Here is a 4,685-nt window from a genome sequence, read left to right on the forward strand (position 1 = left end):
CATCAGCGCCAATCCGAAACTCAACAATTGCGTCAAGGGCTGGGAAGCGGCGCGGCACGACTGGGTCGTCCTGGCCGATTCCAACGTGCTGATGCCGAGGGACTACATCCAGCACCTGATGGCTGCCTGGCGGCCCGGCACCGGCCTTGTCTGCTCGACGCCGATCGGCTCGCGGCCGGCCGGCTTCTGGGCCGAGGTCGAATGCGCTTTCCTCAACACGCTGCAGGCGCGCTGGCAATATGCCGGTGAGGCGCTCGGCCTCGGCTTTGCCCAGGGCAAGAGCATGCTCTGGAACAAGCCGATGCTCGACGCCAAGGGCGGCATCCGCGCGCTGGCCGCCGAGATCGCCGAGGATGCCGCTGCGACCAAGCTGGTGAACAGTCTCGGCCTGCGCGTCAATCTCGTCGCCGCCCCCTTCGAGCAGCCGCTTGGCCGGCGCTCGTTTGACGAGATCTGGTCGCGTCAGGCCCGTTGGGCGCGCCTGCGCCGCGTCACTTTCCCGCTGTTCTTCGCACCCGAAATCCTGACCGGCGCCGTGGTGCCGCTGGTGCTTGCGCTGATTGCAGCGGCAAGCGCCGGCTTCAGCCTCTGGGCAACCGCCCTTGCCGTGCTGGCGGCCTTCTATCTTCCGGAGTGCGCCCTGGCCTGGTCCAAGGGCTGGTACCTGTCGCCACGCATGGTCGCCGCGATCATGGCGCGCGACCTGATCCTGCCGGCGATGTGGGCGCGCGGTTGGCTCGGCGGCGCCATCGACTGGCGCGGCAATGCGATGACCATCGGTACCAAGACGGCCGAGCTGGAAGAGACGCCGTCCGGCGCCTGAAGGCCTCCTACCTGGCCTTCAGCGCCTGCGCGATGTCCTCGAGCAGATCGTCGGCATCCTCCAGGCCAACCGACAGCCTGAGCGTGCCCGGCCCGATGCCGAGCTCGGCGCGCGCCTCGTCGCTGAGATTCTTGTGCGTCGTCGTCGCCGGGTGGGTGATCAGGCTCTTGGCGTCACCGAGATTGTTGGAGATCAGGACGATGTCGAGCGCGTTCTGCAAGGCGAAGGCCGCCTGCTTGCCGCCCTTGACGTCCAGGCAGATCAGCGTCGAGCCGCCCGACATCTGCTTCTTGACGATGTCGGCCTGCGGATGGTCGGCGCGGCCGGGATAGATGACGCGCGCGATTTCCGGCCGTTCGGCCAGAAAATCGGCGATCCGGCCGGCACTTTCCGTCTGCTGGCGTACGCGCAGCGGCAGCGTTTCCAGGCCCTTCAGCAGCGTCCAGGCGTTGAAAGGCGAAAGGCTTGGGCCGGTATGGCGGAAATAATCGTGCAGGTTCTCGTCGATCCACTTCTTGTCCGACAGGATGACGCCGCCGAGACAGCGCCCTTGGCCGTCTATGTGCTTGGTCGCCGAATAGACGACGATATGGGCGCCGAGCTGCAAGGGCTTCTGCTGCAGGGGCGTGGCGAAGACATTGTCGACGATCAGCCTGGCGCCGATCGAATTGGCAAGCGAAGCGACAGCGGCGATATCGACCACTTCCAGCGTCGGATTGGTCGGGCTTTCCAGGAAGAACAGCTTGGTGTTCGGCTTGACCGCCTTTTCCCCAGTTGGCGATGTCGGTGCCGTCGACCAGCGTCGCCTCGATGCCGTATCTCGGCGCCAGCGTCTCGACCACCCAGCGGCAGGAGCCGAACAGCGCACGCGCCGCCACGATATGGTCGCCGGCCTTGGCGCTGCACAGAAGGGCGGCCGTCACCGCGGCCATGCCCGACGCGGTGGCGCGCGCGTCTTCGGCACCTTCCAGCGCGCACATGCGCTTCTCGAACATGTCGACGGTCGGATTGGCGTAGCGCGAATAGATGAAACCCGGCTCTTCGCCCTTGAAACGGGCTTCGGCGGCTTGCGCCGTTTCGTAGACATAGCCTTGGGTGAGATAGATCGCTTCTGACGTTTCGCCGAAACCGGAACGCAGCGTTCCGCTGTGCACGAGTGCCGTCTGAGGCTTCCAGTTGCGCTTCTTGGTGCTCATCGCTTTTCTTCCAGACACAAAAAAACCGGCCGCGAAAGTCGCAACCGGTCCATACGGCCTTGCGGCCCGACGGTCCTTTAGCGACTTGTTTAACGTGGCTGCAAGCCGACCGGCCAAATCACCACGGGATAACGACCCTTTAGACCCGCACCGCGCTTGCGTCAATTGCCGGCTTCATTAAGAGGTTTGTACCAAGCAGGAGTGGAGCCTTGCGGCAGACAGGCATTCTTCCCGACCAGGACATATCGGCGCTGTTCCAGTCCGGCGCGCTGAAGTCGGCGCGTGCGCTCGACACCGACCAGATCCAGCCGGCCAGCCTCGATCTCAGGCTCGGCGACAAGGCCTGGCGGGTGCGCGCCTCCTTCCTGCCCGGCCCCAATCACAAGGTCTCGGAAAAGCTCGACCGGCTGCAGCTGCACGAGATCAATCTGGCCGAGGGCGCGGTGCTGGAGACCGGCTGCGTCTACATCGTGCCCCTGCTTGAAAGCCTGGCGCTGCCGGCGGACATTTCAGCCTCGGCCAATCCGAAGAGTTCGACCGGGCGGCTCGACATCTTCACCCGCGTCATGACCGATCGCGGCCACGAGTTCGACAAGATCGCCGCCGGCTATCATGGCCCGCTCTTTCTGGAAGTCAGCCCGCGCACCTTCCCGATCGTCGTCCGCACCGGGTCGCGCCTGTCGCAGATCCGTTTCCGCATCGGCAATGCGCTGCTCTCGGAAGCCGAGTTGCACGACCTGCATCGCACGCAGATGCTGGTCGCCACCGAGCCGCCGAACATTTCCGGCGGCGGCATCGCGCTGTCGATCGACCTCAACGGCGATCAAAGCGGCTTGGTCGGCTATCGCGGCAAGCATCACACCGGCCTCGTCGATGTCGACAAGCGCGCGGCCCAGGAAGTCGTCGACTTCTGGGAACCGATCCACAAGAGCGGCGCCGGCGAACTGGTGCTCGACCCCGATGAATTCTACATCCTCGTCAGCCAGGAGGCGGTGCATGTGCCGCCGCTCTACGCCGCCGAGATGACGCCCTTCGATCCGCTGGTCGGCGAATTCCGCGTCCATTATGCCGGCTTCTTCGATCCGGGCTTCGGCCATTCCGGATCCGGCGGCACCGGCAGCCGGGCGGTGCTGGAAGTGCGCAGCCATGAAGTGCCGTTCATCCTCGACCACGGCCAGATCGTCGGCCGGCTGGTCTACGAGCATATGCTGAAGCGGCCGCAGGCGCTCTACGGCACCGATCTCGGCTCCAACTACCAGGCGCAGGGCCTGAAGCTGTCCAAGCATTTCCGCGCCGCGCGCTGACCCTCATTGCCCCAAGGCAAAATACTTGCCTGTACCGGCTCGCCATGCTTGGCTGCCTTGCCGCCCGTCAAGCTGGCGGCGTTCAAGGGGAACCAAGAAAATGCGATTTTCGAAATGGGTCATATCGGCGGCGGGCGCTGCCATGCTGGCAACACTGGCCGGCTCTCTGTCGGTGCAGGCGGCGGAGAAAATCAAGATCGGCACCGAGGGCGCCTATCCGCCGTTCAACACCATTACCGCCGACGGCAAGGTCGAAGGCTTCGACATCGACATCGCCAATGCGCTGTGCGCGCAGATGAAGGTCGAATGCGAGATCGTTACCCAGGACTGGGACGGCATCATTCCCGCTTTGCAGGCCAAGAAATTCGACGCCATCATCGCCTCGATGAGCATCACCGAGGAGCGCAAGAAGCAGGTCGCCTTCACCAACAAATATTATACGACACCGCTGGCTCTGGTGGCGCCGAAGGACACCGATCTCACCTCGACCGAACCGGCGGCCCTTGCCGGCAAGACGGTCGGTGCCCAGGCTTCGACCACGCAGGCCGACTATGCCCAGAATGAATATGGCAAGGCGGGCGCGGAGGCCAAACTCTATCCCACCCAGGAAGAGGCGATCACCGACCTGACCAACGGTCGTCTTGACGCCGTGATCTCGGACAAGTTCGTGCTGATGGATTGGCTGAAGAAGGCAAGCGACGGCTGCTGCAAGCTGGTCGGCGACGTCAAGGGCACCGAGACCCAGGCCGGCATCGCCGTGCGCCTGGACGACACGGCCCTGCGCGACAAGCTCAACGCGGCCATCGACGCGATCGTTGCCGACGGCACCTACAAGAAGATCCAGGCCAAGTATTTCGACTTCGATATTTATTGAGGCAGAGGCGCCTTTTTCCTTCTCCCCTTATGGGAGAAGGTGTCGCCGGAGGCGACGGATGAGGGGTGTTCCAGGGAACGCCAACGTTTCACTCCGCTGGAACACCCCTCATCCGTCTCGGCGCCAACGCGCCGATCCACCTCCCACTTGGGGAGAAGGAAAAGGCGCGCTCTCAAAGCGCCTTCACAGCCACCTTCACCGGCTGCTCGATCTCGAGCGGGTTGCGCAGCGGCAGGCCGAAATCCCCGGCCTCGATCTCGAAGACATCGCCGGCCTCGGTCGTGATGCCGTCGGCGAAGGACAGCGTCGCCGTGCCGAACATGTGCACATGCACGTCACCCGGCTGGCGAAAAGCCGCGTATTTGAAATGATGATGTTCGAGATTGGCGATGGTGTGCGACATGTTCGCTTCGCCGGACAGGAACGGCTTTTCCCACAGCACCTCGCTGTCGCGCACGATGCGCGAGGTGCCGCGGATGTCGGACGGC

Annotated in this window: 3 protein-coding genes, 2 pseudogenes and 1 riboswitch; of the genes and pseudogenes, 3 read left to right on the forward strand and 2 right to left on the reverse strand. The window is 64.2% G+C overall.

What is annotated here, in order from left to right:
* A partial coding sequence (locus EN991_RS24000) for a glycosyltransferase (protein WP_127369692.1) occupies positions 1 to 823 on the forward strand: 823 nt, incomplete at its 5' end.
* Positions 824 to 830: 7 nt separating this feature from the next.
* On the opposite strand, the pseudogene EN991_RS24005 reads toward EN991_RS24000, so the two are convergent.
* Positions 831 to 2,019 (reverse strand): annotated as a pseudogene (locus tag EN991_RS24005) (O-succinylhomoserine sulfhydrylase).
* A 57-nt stretch (positions 2,020 to 2,076) separates the two neighbouring features.
* A riboswitch (SAM riboswitch) is annotated at positions 2,077 to 2,154 on the reverse strand.
* Between the two features lie 74 nt (positions 2,155 to 2,228).
* On the opposite strand from EN991_RS24005, the gene EN991_RS24010 reads away from it, so the two are divergent.
* Together EN991_RS24010 and EN991_RS24015 are read left to right on the forward strand one after the other, a co-directional pair.
* A complete protein-coding gene (locus tag EN991_RS24010; RefSeq protein WP_127369693.1) occupies positions 2,229 to 3,323 on the forward strand; it encodes a 2'-deoxycytidine 5'-triphosphate deaminase in 1,095 nt (364 codons plus the stop codon).
* Positions 3,324 to 3,423: 100 nt separating this feature from the next.
* Entirely contained in the window at positions 3,424 to 4,197 is a 774-nt protein-coding gene (locus EN991_RS24015; protein WP_024503157.1) for an ABC transporter substrate-binding protein, read from the forward strand.
* A gap of 172 nt (positions 4,198 to 4,369) precedes the next feature.
* Here EN991_RS24015 and EN991_RS24020 read toward each other — a convergent pair.
* A pseudogene (locus EN991_RS24020) lies at positions 4,370 to 4,685 on the reverse strand (GguC protein); the annotation flags it as partial.

This window comes from Mesorhizobium sp. M7A.F.Ca.US.005.03.2.1 (assembly GCF_003997795.1).
GTDB classification, from domain to species: Bacteria; Pseudomonadota; Alphaproteobacteria; order Rhizobiales; family Rhizobiaceae; genus Mesorhizobium; species Mesorhizobium ciceri.

What these genes read in the sequence shown, in the direction of transcription:
- EN991_RS24015 (WP_024503157.1), top strand. Translation starts at nt 3,424, where the DNA reads ATGCGATTTTCGAAATGGGTCATATCGGCGGCGGGCGCTGCCATGCTG.